The organism is Crenobacter cavernae (assembly GCF_003355495.1).
Lineage (GTDB): Bacteria > Pseudomonadota > Gammaproteobacteria > Burkholderiales > Chromobacteriaceae > Crenobacter > Crenobacter cavernae.
Map to the genome: position 1 here is coordinate 937,183 of NZ_CP031337.1, position 23,802 is coordinate 960,984.

At 68.2% G+C, this 23,802-nt stretch carries 22 protein-coding genes; 9 read left to right on the forward strand and 13 right to left on the reverse strand.

All coding sequences use genetic code 11. The features are described 5' to 3' along the window. Window positions 1–96 precede the first annotated feature (96 nt). Both DWG20_RS04575 and DWG20_RS04580 read left to right on the forward strand, forming a co-directional pair. Window positions 97–879: a response regulator transcription factor gene (locus DWG20_RS04575; RefSeq protein WP_115432698.1), complete on the forward strand. Its 783-nt coding sequence runs from the start codon at window positions 97–99 to the stop codon at window positions 877–879. A gap of 3 nt (window positions 880–882) precedes the next feature. Continuing rightward, a complete protein-coding gene (locus DWG20_RS04580) occupies window positions 883–3,513 on the forward strand; it encodes a hybrid sensor histidine kinase/response regulator (protein ID WP_147289914.1) in 2,631 nt (876 codons plus the stop codon). A gap of 64 nt (window positions 3,514–3,577) precedes the next feature. Here DWG20_RS04580 and DWG20_RS04585 read toward each other — a convergent pair whose 3' ends face one another. The 3 genes from DWG20_RS04585 to DWG20_RS04595 all read right to left on the reverse strand — a co-directional run bounded on the left by DWG20_RS04585 (window position 3,578) and on the right by DWG20_RS04595 (window position 5,566). Beyond that, complete coding sequence (locus tag DWG20_RS04585) at window positions 3,578–3,898, reverse strand: AzlD domain-containing protein (protein ID WP_115432700.1); 321 nt, start codon at window positions 3,896–3,898, stop codon at window positions 3,578–3,580. Then, window positions 3,895–4,605 (reverse strand): AzlC family ABC transporter permease, encoded by a 711-nt coding sequence (locus tag DWG20_RS04590; RefSeq protein ID WP_115432701.1) that lies wholly within the window; start codon window positions 4,603–4,605, stop codon window positions 3,895–3,897. The genes DWG20_RS04585 and DWG20_RS04590 overlap by 4 nt, the downstream gene beginning before the upstream one ends. A gap of 115 nt (window positions 4,606–4,720) precedes the next feature. Further along, window positions 4,721–5,566: an AraC family transcriptional regulator gene (locus tag DWG20_RS04595; RefSeq protein WP_245944768.1), complete on the reverse strand. Its 846-nt coding sequence runs from the start codon at window positions 5,564–5,566 to the stop codon at window positions 4,721–4,723. Window positions 5,567–5,788: 222 nt separating this feature from the next. Between DWG20_RS04595 and DWG20_RS04600 the strand changes: the two genes are divergently transcribed. Then, entirely contained in the window at window positions 5,789–6,256 is a 468-nt protein-coding gene (locus tag DWG20_RS04600) for a copper chaperone PCu(A)C (protein WP_115432703.1), read from the forward strand. 76 nt (window positions 6,257–6,332) lie between these two features. Here the strand turns inward: DWG20_RS04600 and DWG20_RS04605 are convergent, their stop codons facing one another. After that, window positions 6,333–7,382, reverse strand: a complete 1,050-nt coding sequence (locus tag DWG20_RS04605; RefSeq protein ID WP_115432704.1) for a glycerophosphodiester phosphodiesterase — start codon at window positions 7,380–7,382, stop codon at window positions 6,333–6,335. A gap of 183 nt (window positions 7,383–7,565) precedes the next feature. On the opposite strand from DWG20_RS04605, the gene DWG20_RS04610 reads away from it, so the two are divergent. From DWG20_RS04610 to DWG20_RS04620, 3 genes are all read left to right on the forward strand, one after another. Further along, window positions 7,566–10,310, forward strand: coding sequence for a bifunctional diguanylate cyclase/phosphodiesterase (locus DWG20_RS04610; RefSeq protein WP_115432705.1), 2,745 nt, complete (start codon window positions 7,566–7,568; stop codon window positions 10,308–10,310). 241 nt (window positions 10,311–10,551) lie between these two features. After that, on the forward strand, window positions 10,552–10,845 hold the full coding sequence (locus DWG20_RS04615) for an Rdx family protein (protein WP_115432706.1): 294 nt from the start codon (window positions 10,552–10,554) through the stop codon (window positions 10,843–10,845). A gap of 11 nt (window positions 10,846–10,856) precedes the next feature. Next, window positions 10,857–11,261, forward strand: coding sequence for an NUDIX hydrolase (locus tag DWG20_RS04620; protein WP_115432707.1), 405 nt, complete (start codon window positions 10,857–10,859; stop codon window positions 11,259–11,261). Between the two features lie 72 nt (window positions 11,262–11,333). Here DWG20_RS04620 and DWG20_RS04625 read toward each other — a convergent pair whose 3' ends face one another. The 8 genes from DWG20_RS04625 to bioB all read right to left on the reverse strand — a co-directional run bounded on the left by DWG20_RS04625 (window position 11,334) and on the right by bioB (window position 20,509). After that, a complete protein-coding gene (locus DWG20_RS04625; protein ID WP_115432708.1) occupies window positions 11,334–11,993 on the reverse strand; it encodes a glutathione S-transferase family protein in 660 nt (219 codons plus the stop codon). Between the two features lie 69 nt (window positions 11,994–12,062). Then, entirely contained in the window at window positions 12,063–12,968 is a 906-nt protein-coding gene (locus DWG20_RS04630) for a patatin-like phospholipase family protein (protein WP_115432709.1), read from the reverse strand. Window positions 12,969–13,031: 63 nt separating this feature from the next. After that, a complete protein-coding gene (gene bioC, locus DWG20_RS04635) occupies window positions 13,032–13,937 on the reverse strand; it encodes a malonyl-ACP O-methyltransferase BioC (RefSeq protein ID WP_115432710.1) in 906 nt (301 codons plus the stop codon). Next, complete coding sequence (gene bioH / locus DWG20_RS04640; RefSeq protein WP_115432711.1) at window positions 13,934–14,698, reverse strand: pimeloyl-ACP methyl ester esterase BioH; 765 nt, start codon at window positions 14,696–14,698, stop codon at window positions 13,934–13,936. The genes bioC and bioH overlap by 4 nt, the downstream gene beginning before the upstream one ends. A 23-nt stretch (window positions 14,699–14,721) precedes the next feature. Then, entirely contained in the window at window positions 14,722–15,345 is a 624-nt protein-coding gene (locus tag DWG20_RS04645; protein WP_115432712.1) for a class I SAM-dependent methyltransferase, read from the reverse strand. Between the two features lie 21 nt (window positions 15,346–15,366). Further along, window positions 15,367–18,198: an EAL domain-containing protein gene (locus tag DWG20_RS04650; protein WP_115432713.1), complete on the reverse strand. Its 2,832-nt coding sequence runs from the start codon at window positions 18,196–18,198 to the stop codon at window positions 15,367–15,369. 57 nt (window positions 18,199–18,255) lie between these two features. Beyond that, the gene (gene bioF, locus DWG20_RS04655; protein WP_115432714.1) at window positions 18,256–19,425 is read right to left on the reverse strand and encodes an 8-amino-7-oxononanoate synthase; all 1,170 of its coding nucleotides are present in this window, start codon (window positions 19,423–19,425) and stop codon (window positions 18,256–18,258) included. A gap of 100 nt (window positions 19,426–19,525) precedes the next feature. Next, window positions 19,526–20,509 (reverse strand): biotin synthase BioB, encoded by a 984-nt coding sequence (bioB, locus tag DWG20_RS04660; RefSeq protein ID WP_115432715.1) that lies wholly within the window; start codon window positions 20,507–20,509, stop codon window positions 19,526–19,528. A 50-nt stretch (window positions 20,510–20,559) separates the two neighbouring features. On the opposite strand from bioB, the gene DWG20_RS04665 reads away from it, so the two are divergent. The 3 genes from DWG20_RS04665 (at window position 20,560) to DWG20_RS04675 (ending at window position 22,696) form a co-directional block, all read left to right on the forward strand. Next, window positions 20,560–21,291 (forward strand): ComF family protein, encoded by a 732-nt coding sequence (locus DWG20_RS04665; RefSeq protein WP_115432716.1) that lies wholly within the window; start codon window positions 20,560–20,562, stop codon window positions 21,289–21,291. 40 nt (window positions 21,292–21,331) lie between these two features. Next, complete coding sequence (trmL, locus tag DWG20_RS04670) at window positions 21,332–21,796, forward strand: tRNA (uridine(34)/cytosine(34)/5-carboxymethylaminomethyluridine(34)-2'-O)-methyltransferase TrmL (RefSeq protein ID WP_115432717.1); 465 nt, start codon at window positions 21,332–21,334, stop codon at window positions 21,794–21,796. Window positions 21,797–21,904: 108 nt separating this feature from the next. Further along, window positions 21,905–22,696, forward strand: coding sequence for a septal ring lytic transglycosylase RlpA family protein (locus tag DWG20_RS04675; RefSeq protein ID WP_245944769.1), 792 nt, complete (start codon window positions 21,905–21,907; stop codon window positions 22,694–22,696). Window positions 22,697–23,057: 361 nt separating this feature from the next. Here DWG20_RS04675 and yihA read toward each other — a convergent pair whose 3' ends face one another. Next, the gene (gene yihA, locus DWG20_RS04680) at window positions 23,058–23,738 is read right to left on the reverse strand and encodes a ribosome biogenesis GTP-binding protein YihA/YsxC (RefSeq protein ID WP_115432719.1); all 681 of its coding nucleotides are present in this window, start codon (window positions 23,736–23,738) and stop codon (window positions 23,058–23,060) included. Between the last annotated feature and the right edge of the window lie 64 nt (window positions 23,739–23,802).

Consider the following 23,802-nt stretch of genomic DNA (forward strand, 5'->3'; position numbering starts at 1 on the left):
ACGGGCCCTTCTCAGGCGTTAAACCCTATGGAAAATAGGTAACCCCGCCACAAGTCGGTAAAATCGTTAATCAAATAAAAATACATTGCAAAACGTATGTTTAATGCCAATGGCCAAAACGGGACGCCCCACCTCTTGATCGTCGACGACTCGCTCGACGAGCTGCGCCTCTTGAAGGCCCTGCTCGACGCGCACCGCTTCCGGCTGTCGATCGCGTTCGACGGCCAGCAGGGCTACCAGCGCGCGCAGACGCTGCGCCCCGACCTGATCCTGATGGACGTGCGCATGCCGAAGGCCGACGGCTTCGCCGCCTGCCGGCTCTTGAAGGCCGACCCGAAGACGCGCGACATCCCGGTGGTGTTCCTGTCGGCGGCCAACGCGCCCGAGGAGCGCTTGACCGGGCTGTCGATCGGCGGCGTCGACTACGTGACCAAGCCCTTCCTGGCTGAAGAAGTGCTGGCCCGCGTGCGCATCCACCTGCAGCTGGCAGGGCGGCCGGCGGAAAGCCAGACAGACGCAGCCGAGCCGCTCGATCCCGACGAGGTGCTGCTGCAGGCCGGCATCGCGCTGATCCGCGGCCGGCTCTCCGAGCCGCTGACGGTCGAGGAGATCGCCACCCAGCTAGGCAGCTACGAGAAGAAACTTTCGGCGGTGTTCCGCGAACGCACCGGGCTGACGGTGTTCGCCTACCTGCGCGAGGAGCGGCTGCGCACCGCGCGGCAGTGGCTGGCCGAGAGCGACGCCAGCATCCAGGACGTCGCCGACCAGCTGGCCTTCCAGAACGCGGGCAATTTCGCGACCGCGTTCCGTGAACGCTTCGGCCTGACGCCGACCGCCTACCGCAGGTCGGTCCGCGCCGGCCGCCCCGTCGAGGCCTGAACCGTGTTCCCAACCCTCTATGGCCGCTGGCTGGCGTTCTGCCTGTGCCTCGGTTGGAGCCTTGTCGCCCACGCCGCGATGCCGTTCGTGCTGACAGGCAATGAGAGCGGCCAAGCGCTGCAGCCCTTCGTCGAACGGATGGAGGACCCGGGCCGCGGGGCGACGTTGGCCGAGGTACTCGCGCATGGGCGCTTCGCGCCGGCGACGCCGGTGCAACTGACCCCCGGCTTCTCCCGCTCGGCGTTCTGGCTGCGCGCCCGCCTCTCCAACCCCGCCCCCCATCCGCTCACGGTCTGGATCGAGGCTGGCTCGGCGCGGCTGCAAGAGGTCTCGCTCTACCAATGGGAAGCGGGCCGCTGGCGGGTCGAAGAGGCCGGCACGCTGCAGCCCTTTGCCAAGCGGCCGCTCGACACGTCGACCCCGGTCTTCCCCGTCACGCTCGAGCCCGGCGAGACGCGGCAGATCGTGTGGCGGGTGGCGAGCCGCACCGCGATGTCGATGGCGCCGCGCGCGTGGACGCCGGAGGCTTTCCGCGCCGAGGAGGCGGTAGGCACTCTGGTGCGCGGCCTGGAGTTGGGTTCGCTGACGGTGATCGGCCTGTACAGCCTGATGCTGTTCCTGTCGCTCGGCCAACGTGGCTATGCGTTCCACGGCGTGTCGGCGCTGACCTTCGTGGTCTACGAGCTGGCCATGACCGGCCTGGGTTTCCGCTTCCTGTGGCCCCAGGCGACCGGCTGGGCGACCCACTCGGCCTCGCTGAGCGTCAACGTGTCCCTCGTGTGCTTCCTGCTGTTTTTCCGCGAATTCCTAGAGACGCGCACGCGAATGCCGCGTTGGGACAAGTTCATGCTGGCGCTGATAGCCGGGCTGGCGGTGTCGATCATGCTGTCGCAATTCGTCGACTATACCGCCAGCGCGCGGCTCGGCACCCAGCTCGGCCTGCTGATCACGGTGGTCATGCCGCTGTTCTGCTTCTGGACCTTGTTCCGCGGGCCGGCGACGAGTTGGGCGTACACGCTCGCGACCTTTACGATCTCGCTCGGCAACCTCACCCGCGTCCTCGAGAGCCTCGGCCTGCGCACACCGGACCGGCTCTCGTCCTACGGCGTGCCGCTGGCCGGCGTGCTGTGCACCTTCCTGCTGCTGGCCGCCTTCACGCAGCAGATGCGGCGCGTCCGCATCCAGAAGGACCGGGCGACGGCGTCTCTGCTCGCCTTCCGCGAAAAGGAACGCGAGGAGCTCGAGGAATTGGTCGCGACCCGCACCGACGAGCTGAACGTCGCGCTCGATCGCGCCCAGACGGCCAACCGCGCCAAGAGCGCGCTGCTCGCGCACATCAGCCACGACCTGCGCGCGCCGTTGTCGACCATCATCGGCTACGCGCGGCTGCTGCTGCACCCCGAGGCGGACCTCCAACGCAGCCGGCGCGCGATCGAAGACAACGCGCGCCACCAGCTCGAACTGATCGACGAGCTGCTCGACTTCTCGCGCGGCGAGCTGGGCGAGGTCGCCATCCGGCCGGCACCCGGCTACTGGTACGCGTTCGTCGACGGCGTCGCCGACGACGCGCGGCAGTTGGCGCTCAGCCACGACAACCGCTTCTTGCTCGACAGCGATGCCGGAGTACCGCCGGTGCTGAGCACCGACTTCAAGCGCCTGCGGCAGATCCTGTCCAACCTGATCTCGAACGCGGCCAAATTCACGCGCGACGGCACGATCCGGCTGGCGATCCGGCGCCTGGAGGGGGACGAAGACCCGACCAGCGTGACGCTCGGCTTCGAACTCTACGACAACGGCATCGGCATGTCGTCGGACACGCTGTCGCGCCTGTTCCAGCCGTTCGAGCGCGGCGACAACGCCTACGAGCACGAGGGCACCGGCCTAGGCCTCGTCATCGCACGCTCGCTGGTGCGCAAGCTCGGCGGCGAGCTGACCGTGATCAGCCAACTCGGCGAGGGCAGCTGCTTCGCGTTCACCCTCAGCTTCGAAACGCAGGACGAGGCCGCCCTGCTCGCCGCCGGTGGCGCGAGCCCCATCGCGCTGCCCGCCGCGCGGCGGCACTACACCGTGCTGGTCGCCGACGACGTCCCAGAGAGCCTCGCGCTGACCGCCCACTGGCTGCGCAGCGCCGGCCACAAGGTACTCGAGGCGGCCGACGGCGACGAGGCGCTGCGGCTGCTCGGCCAGCAGGCGGTGGACGTGCTGGTATCCGACCAGCGCATGCCGCACCGCGACGGCTGGGGCCTGCTCGCAGCGATGAACGAACGGCCCGCGCCGCCGCCGGCGCTGCTGTACTCGGCCGAGCCGGCGCGCCGCCCGGCCGGGCTCGCAAACGCGCTGCATTTTGATGCCGAACTGCTCAAGCCGGCCGACCCGAGCCAGCTGCTCGGCATGATCGATGCGCTGTTGAACGTTGCCCAAGCCGAGCCCGTGCCGCTGAAGCCCGACCCGATCCACCTGTCGATCTTGCGCGACCTGATCGCGGACGGGCGAATCAGCGACATCGAGGACTGGGCGAGCTCGCTGGAGAGCGCAAGCCCGGCGCACGCCGACTTCGCACGCGAAGTCGCACGGGCCGCGGCGAGCCTCGACTTCGACGCGCTGGCGCGCTGCGCTGGCCTCGACACCGTCTAGGCCGCCGCCCGACAGAAAAAAGCTCGGCCGGCCGAGCTTTTTTTACAGGCACGCCGCGTACGCTTCAGACGAACAGCAGCCGCCAGGCCAGATACACCGCGAAGCTGACCATGATCGCGAGCAGCGTCTTCTTCGTCCTGATCGCCACCGCCGCCGCGACCAGCGTGCCGATCAGGTAGGGATTGGCCGGCGTCAGCCACCAGTCGCCGCGCGGCAAGAGCGCCATCGGCACCACCAGCGCCGGCAGCACCGCCACCGGCACGTAGTAGAGCGCGCGCTTCACGCCGGCCGGGAACTGCAGCTTCTGGCCGAACACCAGGAAGCTCGCGCGGATCAGGAAGGTGATCGCCGCCATGCCGGCGATCAGCCACAGGATCGAGTTCATGCCCCGGCCTCCTCTTTCTTCGGCATCTGCCGCGACTCGGCCCACAGCCCGGCGACGACGCCGGCGGCGGCGGCGGCCATCAGGTCGAGCTTGTACGGCCAGCCGTGGCCGGCGAGCGCGACCGCGCTCGCTGCGGCAGCCGCACAGAGCGACGGCCGGCTCTTCAGCTGCGGCGCGACGATGGCGGCGAAGGTCGCCAGCATCGCGAAGTCCAGCCCCCAGTCGGCGAGCCCCGGCAGTTCGGAGCCGAGCATCACGCCGACGGCGGAAAAGAGCAGCCAGTTGCCGTACATCGCCAGCGACGAACCGAACGCGTAGGGCATGCCGCCCTCGGCCAACCCCGTGCGCAGCCGGTGCTCGACCACCGCATAGCTCTCGTCGGTCAGCCAGAACGCCAGCGGCAGCCGCGCCGACAGCGGCCAAGAGCGCGCGTACGGTAACAGCGCGGCGCTGTAGAGCGCGTGGCGCAGGTTGACCACCAGCGTGGTCATCCAGATCACCGGCCACGCGGCGCCGGCGCCGATCAGCGTGACGGCGACGAACTGCGACGAACCGGCGAACACGAAGGCCGACATCGCGAGCGTCGCGGCCGGCGACAGCCCGGCGCCGACGGCCAGCGTGCCGAAGATCAGGCCGAACGGCGCGGCGCCGACCAGCATCGGCACGGTGTCGCGCACGCCGGCTAGCAGCGGGGAAACGGGTTTCATGGTCTGGGGTCCCGGTAAGCGATTCATCGCCCGCGCCTGCGTCGAGGGATCACAGACGGATGGCGGATCATCGAAGCCTAGCGGGCGTGAAAGCGGAAGGCTTGAACGATCTTGCTCAGCCGCGCCGCGTCGCCGCCAGCGTCTTCCGGTAGGCGGCCGGGGTGACGCCGAGCGAGCGCCGGAACGCGCGCGTCAGGTGGCTCTGGTCGGCAAAGCCGGCCGACAGCGCCGCCTCGGCCGGCGTCACGCCGCGCGCAAGCAGGCCGCGCGCCCGCGCGATGCGCAGCTGCAATCGCCACGCGATCGGCGGCAGCCCGTAGGCTTTGTGGAAGGAACGATTGAAGTGGTAGGGCGACATGCCCGCCTCTTTAGCGAGCTCGGCCAGGGTCAGGTTGTCGGCGAGGCGGTCGGCGAGCAGCGTGCGGGCGCGTGCCACGCCGTCCCTGCACGGAGCGGGCTCGACGGCGCGCACCTGCATATGGCGCGTCATCAGGTCGCCGAACACCGCGGTCAGCAGCGACTCGCGCAACAGGCGGTCGTGGCTGTGGCGCAGCACCTCATAGAGCCGCACCAGGCGTCCGGCGAGGTCGGGGTCGAACACGGCGGTCGTCGTGAAGAAGGGCTCGGCCGACGTCTGGCCGGACAGGTCGGCCGCGAGGCGCCGCATGAACGACGCCGTCGGCAGGAAGCCGTGGTAGGCCCAGCCGTGGTCGGTGCCGGCCTCGCCGGTATGGACCGTGTCCGGGTTGACCAGCACCAGCGCGCCGCGGCCGGCCGAATGGACATCGCCCTGGTAGCGGTAGCGCTGCACGCCGTCGATCAGGGTGTTGACGACGTATTCTTCGTGGAAGTGCGGCGCGAACACGTGGCCGACGAAGCGCGCCGACTGGCATTCGAGCGGCGCGACGTCGTCGGCGCGGAAGAAGCGGGCGTATTCGGCGGCGGCCACCGGCGGGGACACGGGGGAAGGCATCCGCTCATTGTCATCGCGCACCGCGCCGCTGCCAAGGCGGGAAGAACCGGACGCCCCAAGATCCACGCCGGCCCGCCCGGCGGCCACCGCATCGCGAACCCCGATTGCCATCCAGGTTGCCGACGGCTGCGGCAGACTGCCGCAGACCGCGTCCCGGTGCCGGTGCTAAGCTAGGCAAGCCCCCCTTTCGACGACAGGAGCCCCGCCACGATGAAAGCCCATCTCGCCGCCCTCGCCCTCGCCGCGCTGCCGCTGTTCGCCCACGCGCACGACTTCACCGCGGGCAGCCTCCACATCGACCACCCGTGGAGCCGCAGCACCGCGCCGGGGGCTGCGACCGGCGCCGCCTACTTCGCGCTCGAGAACCGAGGCCGCGACGCCGACACGCTGCTCGGGGCGAGCACGCCGCGCGCCGCGCGCGCAGAGATCCACGAACACGTGCACGACCAGGGCGTGATGCGCATGCGGCAGGTTTCGGGCGGCGTGAAGGTCGACGCCGGCAAGACGGTGCGCTTCGAGCCGGGCGGCTACCACCTGATGCTGAACAAGCTCTCTTCGCCGCTGAAGGCCGGCGAGCGCTTTCCCTTGACGCTCGAATTCGCGAAGGCCGGCAAGCTGAAGGTCGAGGTCGCGGTCGACGGCAGCCAGCACAAGGCCGACGAGCACGCCGGCCACTGAAGCGGGCCGGCATCCGGCAAGCTCGGCCAGCTCGCATAAGGTTGGCCGAGCTTTTTGACGCACCCGCCCGGCGCGTTCAGCGCGGCCCGGCCGCGCCGAGCAGCTCGTCGCGCACCGCGACGGCGGTGTCGGAGAAGTCGGAAAACACGCCGTCGACGCCGAGCGAATAGAACAGGCGGTATTCGGCCCGGGCATCGCCATGGTAGTCGGCGGCCAGCCCGCTCGCCTCGTTGCGGAAGGTGAACGGGTGGACCATGAGACCGGCGGCGTGCGCGTCGCCGACGAGAGACGTCGGCGCGAGCAAGGTGTCTCCCGCTGACGTTTTCAACGCCGGCACGATATACGCCTTCCACGGGCCGATCGCGTCGGCGAAGCGGCGGATCTCGGCGAGCCCCTCCGGCGTCATCAGATCGGCGAAGCGGCGCGCATCGCCCGACAGGACGAAGTCGTACGGCCGGCCCGACACGACGCGGCCGTCGGGCGTCACCGTATCGCCGTCGATCAGCAACACCTTCTTCACCGGCGTGAGCGCACCGAGCGCCTTCAGGTTCGCGGTCTCGAACGACTGGATGAACACCGGCGCGTCGGGCCGGTCGAGCCCGTATTCCTGCAGCAGCGCGACGAGCCGGGTTTCGAGCGGCAGACCGTGCTCGGCGTGCCAGCTCGGGTGCTTGGTCTCGGGGTAGACGCCGATCTCGCGTCCCGTTTCCCTGGCCAGCCTTTCCCGCAGCGCGAGGATCTCGGCCAGGGTCGGGATCAGGAAGCGGCCATTGAACGCCTGCGGCCGCTCGGCGCGCGCCTGCACCGCGCGCAGCGTGCGGATCTCGGCCAGCGTGAAGTCGGCGGCGAACCAGCCCTCCTCGGCGCGGCCGTCGACCTTCACCGTCTTCTTGCGCGCGGCGAACTCGGGATACGCGGCGACGTTGGTCGTGTCTGTCAGGTTGGGTTCGTGACGCGCGATCAGCACGCCGTCGCGCGTCGCCACCAGGTCGGGCTCGATATAGTCGGCGCCGAGCTCGGCCGCACGCGCGTACGCCTCGAGCGTGTGCTCGGGGAGGTAGCCTGACGCGCCGCGGTGCGCGATCACCAGCGGCGGCGTACCGTTTAGGGTAGGGAACGGGCTCATCTTCGCAGGACCGGGTGGCGGCGGCGCCCAAAGCGCCGCCCGCTCTTCCCTTTGTACATCAGAAGCCGGGCGGGCCGAGGGAACGCGAACGGCAAGCGCCACGCATATCGCAACGGGGTTTTCCACGACGATGACCGAACCGCTATCATGGCGGGATTCCCTTTCCGACCGCTCCCGCCTTTCATGAGCCCACGCCCGACCCTGTCGCTGTTCCGCCGACTGAAGCAGCCCGCGTGGCTGCTGGCTTTGCTGATGCTGGTCGGCGTCGCCGGCAGCTGGGCGCTGATCACGTCGGCCAGCCACGACGCGGACGCGCGCTCGCTGGCGTTCGCGGCGAGCCAGATGGCGCGCGAGCTCGACGCGGAGCGCGAGGAACTCAACCTCAAGCTCGCCGACTACACCGTCTGGGACGCGATGTACGCGGCGACCGCACGGCCGAAGATCGACCGCGGCTGGCTGCAGGACAACCTCACCGGCTCGGTCTACCCCACCCTCGGCGTCGGCGTCGCACAACTGCTCGACGCGCGCGGTGCGCCGCTCTACACCGTGCGCGACGGGCGCATCCAGTCCCAGGCCGGCCCGGCCGACCTCTTCACCCCGTCACAGTGGACCAGCCTGCGCCGCAGCGTCGAGCGCTACGACCCCTACGGTAAACAGGGCTACCCGAGCGCGCTGGTGCGTATCGACGGGGCAGCCGGCCAGCAACGCTTCTTCCTCGTCGCGCTGCAGCGCGTGGTGCCGGAACACCGCCGCCCCGACCCTGACGCGCCGCCGCGCTACCTGCTGTTCGCGCGCGAACTCGGCCCGGAACTGCTCGCCCGCCTGTCGCACGGCCGCGCGGCGAGCGAGCTGCGCCTCGTCTACGCGCCGCCCGAGCCACCGCTGGCGTCGCTGCGCCTGTCGGGCTTCAACGGCGAGATCCTCGGCTGGCTCTCCTGGCGCGAGAAACTGCCCGGCGGCAGCCTGCGCGACCAGCTGCTGCCGCGCTTCCTGTTGCTGGTCGCGGCGCTGACCGCGCTCGCCTTCCTCATCCTGCGCCGCGCGCGCCGCGTCGAGCTCGCGCACCGCTCGGTCACCGAGCGGCTGGTGCGCCAGGGCGCGACGCTGCGCAAGCTGGTGGTCAAGCGCCGGGAGGGCAGCGACGCGCTGAACGACTACCTCGACACCATGGTGGCGGCGATCGCGCGCACGCTCGACGCCCCGCGCGTCAGCCTGTGGCGCTTCACCGCCGACAAGCGCGAGATGGAGTGCATGGCCGGCGTCGACAAGGGCGAACCGGCGCTGCGCGGCGAGCGGCTGCAGGTCGACGAGCACAGAGACTATTTCGACGCGATCGGCGACGGCCGCGTGCTGGTCGCCTCGCAGGCGCGCACCGATGCCCGACTCGCGAGCCTGCGCGGCGACCTGATCGAGAACCGCATCGAGGCGATGCTCGATGCGGCCATCGTGCTCGGCGGACGCCAGCACGGCGTGATCTGCGTCGAGGAGCGCCGCGCCGGCCGGCGCTGGCAGCAGGACGAGGTCAACTTCGTCAGCTCGGCGGCCGACGTCGTCGCGCTGGTGCTCGAGTCGAGCGCCCGGCTCGAGGCCGAGGGCGAACTCTACCGCCAGTTCTACTACGACCGCTTCACCGGCCTGCCCAACCGCGCGCGGCTGATGATGCAAATCGACGAGCAGATCGCCCAGGGCGAGGGCCGGCCGTTCGGCTGCCTGCTGATCACGATCGAGGGCCTGGCCAACATCAACGACCTGTACGGCCGCGAGCACGGCGACCAGTTGATCGCCGCGCTCGGCGAGCGGCTCGAACGCTTCTTGCAGCCGGGCGAGCTGCTCGCGCGTTCGGCCGACAACCGCTTCTGCCTGATCCTCGCCGGGCGCGACGAAGCCGCGATCGGCCGGCGCGCCGACGAGCTGACCCGCGCCGCCGCGCTGCCGGCCCGCAGCGCCGGCGAGACGCTCAGCCCCACGCTGCGCGGCGGGCTGGCGGTCTATCCGCACGACCTGCAGGACGCACGCGACGCGCGCAAGCTGATCGACCACGCCGAGTTCGCGCTGCAGACGGCGCGCGCGCAGGCCGGCAGCACCTGGCTGCGCTTCGCCAGCAGCATGAGCGACGAATGGCTGCGTCGCCAGCAGCTGGCGCACGACCTGAGGGAGGCCGCCGGCGCCGGTCAGCTGACGCTGCATTACCAGCCCTACCTGTCGCCGGGCACGCGTCGCGTCGCCGGCGCCGAGGCGCTGCTGCGCTGGCTGCACCCGGAGCGCGGCATGGTCTCGCCGGCCGACTTCATCCCGCTGGCCGAAGAGACCGGCCTGGTCGTCGAACTCGGCGAATGGGCGCTGTCTGCCGCGTGCGCGCAGGCGGCGCACTGGCGCGCCGCCGGGCATGCGCGCTTCACCGTCTCGGTCAACGTGTCGCTGCTGCAGCTGGAGACCGAGTCGTTCGCCTTGCGCGCCGCAGCCATCCTCGAGGCGAGCGGCCTGCCGCCCGAGGCGCTCGAACTCGAGGTGACCGAGGGCCTCGCGCTCAGCCACTCGCCGGTGATCGACCGCAACGTCGACGCGCTGCGCGCGCAGGGCGTGCAGCTGGCGATCGACGACTTCGGCACCGGCTACGCGTCGTTCAGCTATCTGCGCCGCTTCCCGGTCGAGAAGCTGAAGATAGACAGGGAGTTTCTCGAACACGTGCCCGACAACGCGCAAAGCGCGAGCCTGGTGCGCATGATCGTCGCGATGGGCCACGCGCTCGGCGCCAAGGTGACCGGCGAAGGCGTCGAGACCGCGCGCCAGCTCGCCTTCCTCGCCGAGATCGGCTGCGACTATGCACAGGGCTTTCTGCTGTCCCGTCCGCTCGACACCGACGCGATGGGCCGCTTCCTCGACGCGCCGCGCGCCGCGCGCACCGACGACGCGCCGTTGCAGCAATGAAACATGCTGCAACACAGCATACGCGGCCGTCCTTGTCGCTGCCCGGCTCTTGCGGCAGACTCTCGGCCGTGGATTGTTAAACAATCGGACTTTGTCCGACACGGTCCCCGCCGCAGGCCCCATCAAACGACAGACCCGCCAAGTTCACACCAGATACGACACGCGATGATGGAGGAGCGGACCGCACGCGGTCCGACACACACAAAGGGCGCCTGCGGCGCCTCTTTTTTTCGAGGTCCCGATGACCACCCCCGCCACCCCCCGCCTCGCCATCCACTACTGCACCGGCTGCCGCTGGCTGATGCGCGCCGCGTGGACCGCGCAGGAATTGCTGACCACCTTCGAGGCCGAACTCGGCGAAGTCGCGCTGATCCCCGGCAGCGGCGGCATCTTCCAGGTGTGGGCCGACGACACGCTGTTGTGGGACCGCAAGCGCGACGGCGGCTTCCCCGAGCTGCGCGAGCTCAAACAGCGCGTGCGCGACGCCGTCGCGCCCGACAAGGCGCTCGGCCACAGCGACCGGCCGGCGTCCTGAACCCTCCGACCATGGCCTTCGACGACCGCTTCCGCCTCAGCGCCCACGCCGTCATCACCGACGCGGCCGGCGCCGTCTTGCAGCTGAAAGCGAACTACGGCGACTTCGGCTGGGGCCTGCCCGGCGGCGCGCTCGATCCGGGCGAGACGATCCACGAGGCGCTGCTGCGCGAATGCCGCGAGGAGCTCGGCGTCGATGTCGCAGTACAACAGCTGACCGGCGTTTACTACCACGCCGTCTACGCGTCGCAGGTCTTCATCTTCCGCTGCACGCTGCCCGACGGCGCCTGCCTGCTGCTCAGCGACGAGCACTCGGCGTGGCGCTACTTTTCCCTCAGTGAGCTGTCCGCCGTCCAGCGCCATCGCATCGACGACTGCCTCGGCTACGACGGCACGGTCAGAAGCGCGCGCTTCTAGTTTGTCGACCCGCAAAAAAGCTCGGCCAACCTTTGAGGTTGGCCGAGCTTTTTATTGACGGTTCTACTGACGTCAGAGCAGTTGCAGCCTGCCCTCGCGCAGCGCCTCGAACAGCGCGTCGCGCGCCGCCCAGGTCTCGGCGACGCTAGCCCGGTCGCCGAGACGCTCGAGGTAGTCGACGAGGTCAGGTAGCTCGGCGACGAGGTCGCGGCCGAGCACCTGCTGCGTCGCCAGCGCCACCAGCGGCAGCACCGCCGCCGCCGTCACGTCGGCCAGCGTGAACGCTTCGCCGGCCAGCCACGGCGAGAAGCGCGCGCGGCGCAGGATAGCCGCCAGGCCCTTCTCGATGCGGTCGGTCGCGGTCGCACGCTGCGCGTCGTTCGTATGGTGGCCCCACAGCCATTCGCCCATCAGCGGGCGCGTGGCCTCGAGCACCGCGTATTCGATGAAGCCGTTCAGTTCGCGCACATGCGCGCGCGCGAGCGGCGAATCGGGCAACAGCGCGGTGGTCGGGTAGGCGTCTTCCAGCCATTCGACGATCGCGCCCGATTCGGCCAGCGGCTGGCCGTTGATCTCGACGCAGGGAATCTTGCCGAGCGGGCTCTTTTCCAGAAATTCTTCGCTCTGGTTCGGAGAAGTGGGCTCCTCGCGGTAGTTCACCCCCTTCTCGATCAGCGCGATCCTGACCTTGGCGTAATGGGGCGACAACGCGGCACCGTACAGCGTGATCATGCGACTCTCCTTCGGCAAGGGTAGAAAATGCGGCTTCCCCGCACGGTATAGCCCGTATTGTGCGCTGCGTCAGCCGCGTTTGGCCGCGATCAGCCCCACTTTCTGCGCCAGCATTTTCTTGATCACCGGCACCGCCAGCAGCCCCACGCGTTCGCCCTCCAGAATCGTCTGGTTGCGCGCCGCGAACGCAGTGCTGCCGAGCTGCTGCACCTGCGGGCGGATGATCACGTCGGCCTGCTTCAGTTCCTGCGCCAGCGCGACCTTGTTCATGATATTGATGCTCTGGTCGAGCATAGAGAGGAAACCGCCGGCGCCGCCCTGCGGCTTGGCCGAGATGTCGACCGCGATCACGAAGTCGGCGCCCATCTCGCGCGCGGCGCTGACCGGCACCGGCGACACCAGCCCGCCGTCGACATAGCGGCGAGAGCCGATCGTCACCGGCTGGAACACGTTCGGGATGCTGGCCGACGCGCGCACCGCCTGGCCGGTGTTGCCCGAACGGAACACCTTCTTCTCGCCCGAGTCGAGATCGGTCGCGACCGCGGCGAACGGGCGGGCCAGCTTCTCGATCGGCCGGTTGCCGACCATCTGGTTGATGAAGCCGGCGAGCGCCTCGCCCTTGATGAAGCCGCTTCTCGACAGCGTCACGTCGGCCAGCCGGCTCTCGTCGAGCTCGATCGCCTTCTTCTGCAATTCCAGGCCGCTCAGGCCCGACGCGTACAGGCTGCCGACCACGCTGCCGGCGCTGGTGCCGGTGACGATGTCGACCGGGATGCCGGCCTGCTCGAGCACCTTGATCACTCCGATGTGCGCGAAGCCCTTGGCGGCGCCGCCGCCGAGCGCGAGTGCGACCTTGATCCGCGGCGGCGGTTTGATTTCGGCCGGCTTGATGGGCGCGGTCGGGGTGGTACACGCGGCGGCGAGCGCCAGCGTGGCGAGCGTGGCGCAGCGCTTGAGATTCAGTACGAAAGACATGCGGTATCCATCAGAAAAGGCCGAGCTTTCTGTCATCTCGGCCAACCTTGTCGGGGTTTCGGTTCAGCGCGGCTTGTCGCCCGGTTTCACGAAGTCGATCACCTGGCGCCCGTCGGGCAGCGTATTGCCCTTGGGTTTCGGGCTGCCGCGCCACGCGTGGCCGTATACGACCTCGTAGGTCGCCGGGAGTTTCCCGTCGCGTCGCCGCGCCTCGTAGTGGTCGACCACCGTCTGCCACGCGTGCTTGCCGAACAGGCCCTTGCGGCGGCCGGCGGTGACGTTGTGCGCGCCGATCGCCTTCAGGTCTTCCATCACGCCGCGCGCGTCGTCGTAGGTCAGCACGATCTTCTCCATGTCCATCACCGGCGTCGCGAAACCGGCCGACAACAGCGCGTCGCCAAGGTCGTGCATGTCGATGAACTGGTTGACGTGCGTCGCGCCGTCGATGCCGGCGAACGCCTGCCGCAATTCGAACAGCGTGTCCGGGCCGAGCGTCGAGAACATCAACAGGCCGTCGGGTTTGAGCACGCGGCGGAATTCGGCGAACACAGGGTCGGGCACGTTGACCCACTGGATCGCCAGGTTCGACCAGATCATGTCGACGCTGGCGTCGGCCAGCGGCAGCCGCTCGACGTCGGCGCACACCTGCCACGGCGACTTCTGGAACAGCCGGGACAACAGACCGGCGCCGTCCTTGTGCTTCTCGCGGCTCGCCCGCAGCATCGAATGCGCGAGGTCGAGCTCAACGATGCGCGCGTCCGGGTAGCGCTTCTTCAGCGCGGCCGCGCCGTAGCCGGTGCCGCTGCCGGCGTCGAGGATCACCGGCGGCGCCAGCTTGATGTAGTCGAGGCGCTCGGCCATGCGGTCGGACACCTCGCGCTGCAGCACCGCGGCGGAGTCGTAACGGGTGGCGGCGCGCTCGAAGGCGGCGCGCACCTGGGCCTTGTCGGTGTAAAACGGTTCGCTCATGCGTGTTGTTCCAGATGGCGCGCGAGCGCCACGGCAAATTCGGATTCGTGCGACAGGAAGGGCGCGTGCGACGCCTGCTCGAACACGGTCAGCGTCGCGTCGGGCAAGGTCTCGGCCAACCAGCGGCCGGCGGCCAGCGGCGTGATCATGTCCTTGGCGCCGTAGAACAGGCCGGCCGGACAGCTAATGTCGCGCGCCAGGAGCCTAGCGTCGTCATGCAGCAGCCAGCCCAAGGCCGCCTCGAGCCCCTGCGGGCGGCCGTGCGAGAACAGCGTGTCCTTCAGCGCCTTCAGCGTCTCGCGCGCGTCGGGCGCGCCCATCAGCTGCAGGCCGAGGAAGCGCTGCAAGGTCAATTCGAACGCGCCGGCGAGGTTGGCGCCGACCGCCTCGATAGACTCGCGCGTCTGCGCGTGCGGCCAGGCCGGCTCGCGCACGAAGCGCGGGCTGGTCGCGACCAGCGCGACGCTCTTCACGCGCTCGGGAAAGCTCGCCGCCCAGTGCTGCGCGACGAGGCCGCCGAGCGACCAGCCGACCACTTGCACCGACAGCGGAAACAGCTCGGCCAACGTTTGCGCGACCTTCGCCGGGCCATCGGCGTCGCCCAGAGGGCTGTGGCCGTGACCGGGCAGGTCGACCAGGTGGACGGTGAAACGGTCGGCGAGGAAGGCGGCCTGGCGCTCGAAAACGCCGCCGTGCAGACCCCAGCCGTGCAGGAAGACCACGTCCGGCCCGCGGCCGACGGTGTCGATGAAAACGCTCATAGAGGGGCAGGTGGGGGAAAACGCTATTTTCGCAAGAGAACGATGCGAAAGAAACCGCCAAAACCGGCGTCTTCGTCATGAACCTTCACGAGCGCCGTTGCCGACAGGATATCGGCCAGCCGCCGGTTGATATCGGTCGCCACCAGCCGCGCGATCGGGTTGGCGAGCCAGCGCACGGGGCCCGGCCGTTTGCCGTCGGGCAGGAACTTGTCGAACACCACCGCGCGGCCGCCGGGCTTCAGCACGCGTTCGACCTCGCGGATGCAGGCGATGGGGTCGGGCACGACGGCGAGGATCAGGTGCAGCACCACGACGTCGAAATGCGCGTCGGGAAAATCCATCCGCTGCGCGTCCATCACGCGCGCGTCGATGTCGACGCCGAGCTTCTGAGCGCGACGCTCAAGCCTCGAGATCATCGCCGGCGTGATATCGATGGCGGTCAAGCTGCGCTGAGAGAGCAAAAAATCGAGGTCGAGCCCGCTGCCGGCGCCGACGATCAGCACCTTGTCGTCGGGCCGCGGCGCGAGCAGCGCGATCGCACGGCGGCGCTGCTCGACGAACAGCCCGGCGACGAGGTCGTACACCGGGCTGTACAAGGTATAGCGCCAGCGGTTGAAGCGGGTGGCTAACGCGACGAATCGTTTCATCTGTTCCCGGCCGCGCCGCGCTCAGGCGACGCCGACCGCTCCCTCGTGTTCGCAGACCAGCCTGCCCCAGTCGATCGCGTCGGCCGGCGCCGGCGCGGCAAAGTAGAAGCCCTGCAGCTTCGCGCAGCCCATCTCGCGCAGCTTGTGCATCTGCGCCGCCGTCTCGACCCCCTCGGCGACGACGTCGAGGCCGAGCGCGGCGGCCAGCGCGAGGATGGCGCGCACGATCGCTTCCGACTCCTCCTTCCGGTCGACCTCGGCGACGAAGGCCTGGTCGATCTTCAGCACGTCGAAGTGGTAGCGGTGCAGGTAGGACAGCGCCGAGTAGCCGGTGCCGAAGTCGTCGAGCGCGAGGCGGATGCCGAGGCGGGTCAGCGCCTGCATCACCGTCACCGCGATGTCGGGCACGTCGATCAGCGCGCTCTCGGTGATCTCCAGGTGCAGCGTGTCGGGCGGCAGCGCGTACTGGGTGACGAGTTCGGTCAGCCAGTCGACGAGGCCGGGGTCGTGGAAGTTGGCCGACGACAGGTTCAGGTGCAGCGACAACTGGTCGATGCGGCGTCCCTCGGCGCGCCACGCCACCAGCTGGCGGCACGCCCTGTCTATCATGTAGCGGTCGAGCCGCGTGACCAGGCCGCTCTCTTCGGCCATCGGCAGGAAGACCGCCGGCGAGATCAGCCCGCGCTCGGGGTGGCGCCAGCGCACCAGCGACTCGAAGCCGACCAGCGCGCCGCTCTGCGCGTCGACGAAGGGCTGGAAGTAAGGCACGAGCTGCTCCTCCTCGTCGAGCGCGCGGCGCAGCTCCGACTCGAGCGCGAGCTGGTCGGCCTGGTTGCGGCGCAGCTCGTGGTTGAACAGCGTGTAGCCGTGGCGGCCCTGCTGCTTGGTGCGGTACATCGCGTGGTCGGCGTCGCGCAGCAGGTCTTCGGCGCGGTGGTAGTGCTCGGCGTCGGCCAGCACGACGCCGACGCTGGCCGAGGTGAACACTTCGCGGCCGGACAAGATGATCGGCCGGTCGAACTCGTTGACGATGCGCCGCGCGGTCGGCTCGCAGCCTTCGAAGCTGCCGACGCCGAACAAGAGCACGGCGAATTCGTCGCCGCCGAGGCGCGCGAGGAAGTCGTAGTGCCTGAGGCAGCTCCTCACGCGCGCGCCGGCCTCGTACAGCATGTGGTCGCCGGCCAAGTGGCCGAGCGTGTCGTTGACGAGCTTGAAGCGGTCCAGATCGATGAACAGCACCGCGAAGCGCTCGCCGCCGTTGCTGTAGCTGTCCCACGCGCGCCTGAGCGCCTTGCCGAAATAGGTGCGGTTGGGCAGCTTGGTCAGCGGGTCGTGCAGGCTGTCGAACTCGAGCTGCGCGTTGACCGCGTCGAGCTCGCTGGTGCGTTCGCGCACGCGCTGTTCGAGCTCGGCGTACGCCACTTGCAGGTCTTCGAGCGCGCGCACGCGCGCCAGCGCCGCGCCGATGTGGTTGGCGACGAACTCGAGCAGCTCCTGGTCGCGGTAGCCGTAGCGGGTCTGCGTGTCGTAGCTGTGCACCGACAGCACGCCCATCAGCTCGTGGTCGCAATAGAGCGGCACGCCGAGCCAGCCGGACACCGGCGGCAGCGACGCGTCGGAAAGATCGACGCTGCCGCCGTGCGTGAGCAGCGCGCGGCCGCTGTGCAGCACCTGCTCGATGAGGCCGCGGCCCGGGCGGCGCGGCTGTAGCTGCGGCGAGAATTCGTCGGCGCAGTAGGGGAAGGTCAGCAGGTCTTCGCCGGCGTGGTAGAGCGCGACGAGGCAGTTGGCCGCCGGGACGAGCTCGGCCAACATCCGGTGCAGGCCGGCGAGGAAGGCCTCGAGCGACAGGCTGGTATTCGACAGCTCGGCGATGCGGAACAGCATGGCCTGCATCTTCTCGGCGCGCTGGCGCTCGGCGACCTCGGAACGCAGCCGCGCGTTGGCGCCTTCGAGCTCGCCGGTCCTGAGCCACACCTGGCGCTCCAGATGGGCGCGGTAAAGCAGCTTGTTCAGCGCGAAGCCGATGTGGCGCGCGACGAACAGGAACAGCGACTGCTCGGCAGCGGAGAACGGGCGCTGGTCGTCGTAGCCCTGCACCACGACCGCGCCGAGCACGCCGCCGGTGGCGTTGAACAGCGGCACGCCGAGCCAGAAGCGCGGCACGACGCCCGGCGCGAAACCGGCGTGCGCGCCGAGCGCGCGGATATTGTCGCGCGTGAGCACCAGCGGGCGCGCGTGGCGGATCAGGTGGGCGATCAGCGCGACGCGGCTCGATCCCAGCGTGAAGAATTCGGTAGGCGACGGCGCCTCGTGGGTCGTGCTGTCGCGGAAGAAGGGGTAGCGCAGCGCGCCGGCTTCCTCGTCGTAGAGCGCGATCTGGAAGTTTGTCGCGTCCATCAGCCGCGACACGCACTGGTGCAGGCGCGGCAGGAAGGCGTCGAGCGTGCCGCCTTCGCCGGCGAGCTGGCTGATCTCGAGCAGGGTCTCGTGCGTGACGCGCGAGACCGCGAGTTCGGCGCGCAGGCGCGCGCACACCAGGTGGCCGGACAATAGCGACGCGAGTTCACCGACGTCGCGGCTCGGCGTCCCGCGCCAGACCAGCCAGCCGACCTCGGCCTCGCCCGACACCAGCGCCAGCGCGCCGCCTTGCGGGCCGGCCTGGCGGCCGGCTTCGAGCGCGGCCGCGTCGACGAGCGTATCGGCGTCGCCGATCGCGGCGAGACGCTGCCAGCCCTCGTCGACGCGCGACCACACCGCAGCGGCCGTCAGTCCCCCCCATTGCTCGAGGAGCGACAGCGCGGTCTGTGCCGCTCTTTCAGGAGAAAAAAGGTATTCAGCCGTGCTTTTCATAGAGTTATGGGTAGCCGGCGCCCCCGCTTCACCCCCTAAGCAGGCAAGGCACGCCGTCTACAGCTTTTCCTCCCAGTCGATGCTGTCCAACGCATCGATCAGACGATCGATATCGGCCTCTTGGTGGGCCGCCGTCAACGACACCCGCAATCTGGCGCTCCCCTCGGGCACGGTGGGCGGCCTAATCGCCGGCACCCACAGCCCCGCCTCGCGCAGCCGGGCGGCACAGTCTAGAACAGCTTCGTTACGGCCAATGATAATGGGCTGAATCGGCGTTCGGGAAGCAGTCAAAGGCCATGCGTGCGCCAGACCCGCCTCGCGCAGCCTCGCGATGTGGCTCATCAGCGTCAAGCGGCGCTGCGGTTCGCCCGCGATCACGCCCAGCGCAGCGCGACACGCCTCGGCCACCGCCGGCGGCTGCGCCGTCGTATAGATATAGCTGCGCGCCGTGTTGACCAGCCATTGAACCAGCTCGGCCGACCCGGCGACGCAGGCTCCCGCGACGCCGGCCGCCTTGCCGAGCGTCGCCATGTAGACCACCAGCGGATGGCCTGCGAGGCGCGGATGCTCGTAGAGGCTGCCGCGGCCGCCACCCTGCACGCCAAAGCCGTGCGCGTCGTCCAGATACAGCCACGCGTCGTAACGCTCGGCCAACGTCAACAACTCGTCGAGCGGCGCTTCGTCGCCGTCCATGCTGTACACCGCGTCGACCGCGATCAGCCGCGTCGCCGCCGGCGTACTCGCAAGCAGGCTTTCCAGGTGCTCGAGGTCGTTGTGCCGGAAGCGCTTGAACGCCGCGCGCGACAACAGGCAGGCGTCGTTGAGCGACGCGTGGTTGACCCGGTCGGCGAACACCGCGTCGCCACGCCCGACGAGGCTCGTCACCACCGCCAGGTTGGCCGAGTAGCCCGAGCCGAAGGTCAGCGCCGCCGGCAGACCGAGCCAAGCGGCCAGTTCTTCTTCGAGCGCCTCGTGCACCGCGTGATGGCCGGCGACCAGGTGCGATGCACCCGAGCCGACGCCCCAGCGAGCGACGCCATCACGCATCGCCCCGGCTAAGGCCGGATGGTTGGCCAGGCCCAGGTAATCGTTGCTCGCGAACGCGAGGTAGGGCGCGCCGTCGATCGTCACACTCGGGCCTTGCGGCGTGTCGACGACGGGGCGGCGGCGCAGCCGGTGTTCATCGGCCAGTGCGTTCAGCGCAGCGGCAATCTGTCTCGCTTGCATTCTTTTTCAATCAAAAAAAATGGCGGCTTATCGGGACAGCATATTAAAGCCATGCTATCAGATAAACCGCCTTGTATATAAGGGTGTCGGCGCGCGGGGCTTACATCGGTTCGATGTCGAGCTTGGCGAGCAGCGCGCGGTCGAAGTTCTCTTCCGGGTTCTCGGTCGTCAACAGCTTGTCGCCGTAGAAGATCGAGTTCGCGCCGGCCAGGAAACATAAGGCCTGCATCGCTTCCGGCATCGCACGTCGGCCTGCCGACAAGCGGACGAAGCTCTCCGGCATCGTCAGCCGCGCGACCGCGATGGTGCGCACGAATTCGGTCCAGTCGAGCGCCGCGGCGTCTTCGAGCGGCGTGCCGTCGACCTTCACCAGGTTGTTGATCGGCACCGACTCGGGCTGCGGGTCGAGGTTGGCCAGCTGCGCGATCAGGCCGGCGCGGTCGGTCTGCGTCTCGTCCATGCCGACGATGCCGCCGCAGCAGACGTTGAGACCCGCCTTGCGCACCTTGCCGAGCGTGTCGAGACGGTCTTCGTACTCGCGCGTCTGGATGATGTCCGCGTATTTTTCCGGCGCGGTGTCGAGGTTGTGGTTGTAGTAGTCGAGGCCGGCGTCCTTCAGCCTCTCGGCCTGGCCGTCCTTCAACAGGCCGAAGGTGCCGCAGGTCTCGAGACCCAGCGCCTTGACCGCCTCGACCATCTCGATCGCCTTCGTCAGGTCTTCGTCCTTCGGGCCGCGCCACGCGGCGCCCATACAGAAGCGGCTGGCGCCGTTTTCCTTGGCGGCGCGCGCGGCGGCGACCACCTGGTCGACGCTCAGCATCGGTTCGTTCTCGACCGGCGTGTCGTGGTGCACCGACTGCGGACAGTAGCCGCAATCCTCGGGACAGCCGCCGGTCTTGATCGACAGCAGCGTCGACAGCTGCACGCGGGTCGGGTCGAAGTGCATGCGGTGCACCTCGGCGGCGCGGTAGACGAGTTCCATGAACGGCAGCGCGAACAGCGCTTCGACTTCTTCTACGCTCCAGCGCGGCGTTTCCGGATGGAGGGTGGGCGGACGATAAAACTGGACAGAGGCCTGGGACATGATCTTGAAATAAGGTGATAAGCAAAAACTAACCCGGTGAATGCTGAGCGATGCCCGTGCCGCTGTCAAATTACCTGCCGCGCATTTTGAACAGGCGCCCGTTTTTTCAGCAGCCGTGCCGGCTTTGCGGCCGCCATGAAGGACGGGACGGCCTGTGCGATGGCTGCCGCGCGATACTGCCGACGCTGAACGGCCCGCTGTGCCCGGTCTGCGCCGAACCGCAGCCGCACGCGCTGCCGCCCGACGTCGCCTGCGGTCGTTGCCAGCGTCGCCTGCCGGCGTTCGATGCCTTGTTCGCCCCCTACCGCTACGACTATCCGCTGGCAGAGCTTCTGCATCATTACAAGTACGGAAAAGCACTCGGCGACGGCGCGCTGCTGGCGTCTCTTTTAGCCGGGTTCGCGCATCACAAACAGGGCTCGGCCGACCTCGTGGTTCCGGTTCCGCTGGCAAAAGAACGACTTGCCGAACGCGGCTTCAACCAGTGCGATGCGCTCGCTTTAGCACTCGCTGATATAATGAAAAGCGTTTTCTCGCCGAAACTGTGTTGGCGAAAACGCAACACTGCGGCGCAAGCCCGGCTCGACCTTACCGCGCGGCGCCACAATCTTGATGATGCTTTTGGCGTAGAGTCCAGGCTCGACGGGCTCTGCGTCGCCATTGTCGACGACGTGGCGAGCAGCGGATCGACGCTGTCCGCGCTCGCTTTTTCTCTCAAGAAACAGGGGGCAAAACGGGTCGAAGCCTGGGTGCTGGCTCGCGCCGTTTCGCCCAAAACTTGACCAAGTTTTTGATTCCTTGGAACAATCCACTCTGCCAACGATGTTCACTGTTGTTCTTTTTCAGCCGGAAATACCGCCCAACACGGGCAATGTGATTCGTTTATGCGCCAACACCGGCTGTGAACTGCACCTGGTCAAACCACTCGGTTTCCCGCTCGACGACGCCAAGTTGAGACGCGCCGGACTCGACTACCACGAGTACGCGAATCTCACGGTGCACGAAGACTGGGAAGCGTGTTTGACCGCCTTGGCGGGGCGTCGGATTTTCGCCGCCACCACCAAGGGGGCCACCCGGTACGACCAGGTCGCCTTCCACCCCGACGATGTGCTGCTTTTCGGTCCGGAATCGCGCGGACTGCCGGACGACGTGCTCGCACGTTTTCCCGCCGAGCGCCGGATCAGGCTGCCGATGCAGCCAAGCTCACGGAGCATGAACCTGTCCAATGCCGTCGCCGTGACGGTGTTCGAGGCATGGCGTCAACAGGGGTTTGCGAACGGAGGGTAGACGCAGTTCACGAGTTGGGCGCAACAGCATAAGGGAGGTGTAATGCAACCTGTTTTCCGATGGCTGGGGCTTGTGCTCGTCAGTATTGTGCTGGTGGCGTGCTCCACCGTGAAACCCGCCAGCGCTAGCAATCAATCTTCGACCAAGTCGCCGAAGAAAGTTGTCGCCAAGCGCGGCGCTTACTTCCAAAACGACGGCCCGGCCGACCATATTCCAGCCAATCTGGATCTGGTTCCGGACGCCGTTCCGCGGGACGAACCGCTGATCAAATCGGCCAACCGTCCTTATTCCGCGCTCGGCATGAGCTTCACCCCGGTCTCCGACGCCAGGCCTTATCGGGCCGCCGGCCGCGCTTCGTGGTACGGCAAACAGTTCCACGGACGCAAGACCTCGTCGGGCGAACGCTATGACATGTTCGCGATGACCGCCGCGCACCCGACGCTCCCCATCCCGAGCTATGCCCGGGTGACCAACCCGCAGAACGGCAAGTCGGTCGTGGTGCGCATCAACGATCGAGGCCCGTTCCACAAGGGCCGGATCATGGATCTTTCCTATGCGGCGGCGCACCGCCTAGGCTATGTCGACTCGGGCAGCACCAAAGTGGTGGTCGAACGCGTCTGGCCGAGCGGCAACGGCGACGGCGTCGACACCCGTCCGACCCGACTCCAGGAGGCGAAGGCCCAACCGGTCTTCCTGCAACTGGGCAGCTACAACAAACTGGCCACCGCCGAGGCCAAGCTGATGCAGATGCAGGGCAAGCTCGACACGCCGATGGAGCGCAAGCTGCGCATCGTCAACCAGGAAGGCGCCTACCGCGTCCGTCTGGGTCCGTTCGACAACGCGCACGCCGCGAACGCCGCGGCAAGCGCGATAAAGGTCAACCCGGTGCTGGCACTGTAAGCCGCACGCGAGACCGCACGACAAAGGCCAGGGAGCATTCCTGGCCTTTTTTCATGGCGATGAAGCAGGGCAAAGAAGATGGGGGCGCGGAAACGGCGCGCATAAAAAGCCCCGGCTCAAGGAGGATGCGCCGGGGCAAAAGCCTTAACGTTCAACATTAAGGCACCCGCTCAGGGAGGGAAAGCGGGAGGTGTGTAACACCTGTGGAGTTTGTCGTCGCACCGCCGGCAAAGTTCCCCCGCACTGCGCCCCAGAGCACGGCGGCCGATACCTATATAAATGAGGACCGGCACACTGCGACGCCCGTAAAAAAAGCTCGGCCAACCTCAAAGGTTGGCCGAGCTTTTATGACAAAACCGGGTCAGTCGGACGACGCATCCTCGCCGCCGGCGACATCGATCGCGTCGTCACCCGGCTCTTCGTCGAGCAGGTCGTCGATGTGGGCGGTATACGGCGCGAGCCAGTCGACCACCACCGATTCCACCGTCTCCATCCCCTGCTTTTTCAGGCTGGAGAACAGCTGCACCGACACGCCGGGATATTCGCCCAGCTCCTGTCTCACCGCGGAAAGCACCTTCGCCTGCTCCTGGCGCGACAGCTTGTCGGCCTTGGACAGGAGGATGTGCACCGGCTTGCCGCTGTCGCGGAAGAAGTCGAGCATGCGGCGGTCGAGCTCTTTCAGCGGGTGGCGCACGTCCATGATCATCAACAGGCCAATCAGGCTCTGGCGCGTCTGCAGGTAGCGGCCCAAGAGTTGCACCCAGTGCGTGCGCACCGCCTCGGGCACTTCGGCGTAGCCGTAGCCGGGCAGGTCGACCAGGTAGCACTCTTCGGTCTTGTCGAGCGTGAAGAAGTTGATGTGCTGCGTGCGGCCCGGCGTCTTGGAGACATAGGCGAGCCGGACATGGTTGGCCAGCGTATTGATCGCGCTGGACTTGCCGGCGTTGGAGCGGCCGACGAAGGCGATCTCGGCGCGCGTGGGCGGCAGGTCCTTCAGGTGGTTGACGGTAGTGAAAAACCTGGCATTCTGGAAAATCGACATAAGTAGTAAGCAGAGAAACGATTGGTATAGAATAGCAGGTTTGAAATTGCCACCTATACAGATA